This is a genomic window from Bulleidia sp. HCP3S3_C9 (assembly GCF_052064035.1).
GTDB lineage: Bacteria > Bacillota_I > Bacilli_A > Erysipelotrichales > Erysipelotrichaceae > Bulleidia.
Genome location: NZ_JBQHWJ010000141.1, coordinates 1 through 475, shown reverse-complemented (window position 1 = coordinate 475; position 475 = coordinate 1). Strand labels below are relative to the sequence as shown.

Sequence of the window (475 nt, the reverse complement as noted above, 5' to 3'; positions counted from 1 at the left end):
TGAAGAGAGAAAAAAGGAGGCAGTGGTGAATACCTGCCTGAAGTTGAGCAGACTTCCACTGACAGAACCAAAAACCTTCAGTAATTTTGATTTCTCATATGTGCATTCAAATAATCTGGAAAAGCTGAAGAATCTCAGTACACTGTCCCCGCTGTATGAACACAGAAATCTTGCTTTTATCGGTCCGCCAGGAATCGGAAAGACACATCTGGCTATGGCATTTGGAAGAGCGTGCTGCGAATTAGGAAATAAGGTCTATTTCCTGAAGGCAACAGAACTCAATCAGCGTCTTACCCAGGCAAGAAAGAATGACAGCGTAGGAAGCACGACAAATGGTCTTGTAAAACCAAGCTGTCTTATTATTGATGAAATGGGAAGATGCAAGTTTGACAAGGAAAATACAAGAATCTTCTTTGATGTCATAGACAGACGTGCTTCAAAAGAAGGTCCGAACTGTATGATCTTTACAAGCAAT

1 protein-coding gene is annotated in these 475 nt (G+C 41.3%); it reads left to right on the top strand.

Going from position 1 to position 475, the window contains the following annotated elements; translation table 11 throughout:
- Positions 1–25: 25 nt before the first annotated feature.
- The coding region (locus tag ACTND6_RS11155; protein ID WP_441045122.1) for an ATP-binding protein at positions 26–475 on the top strand (450 nt) is incomplete at its 3' end.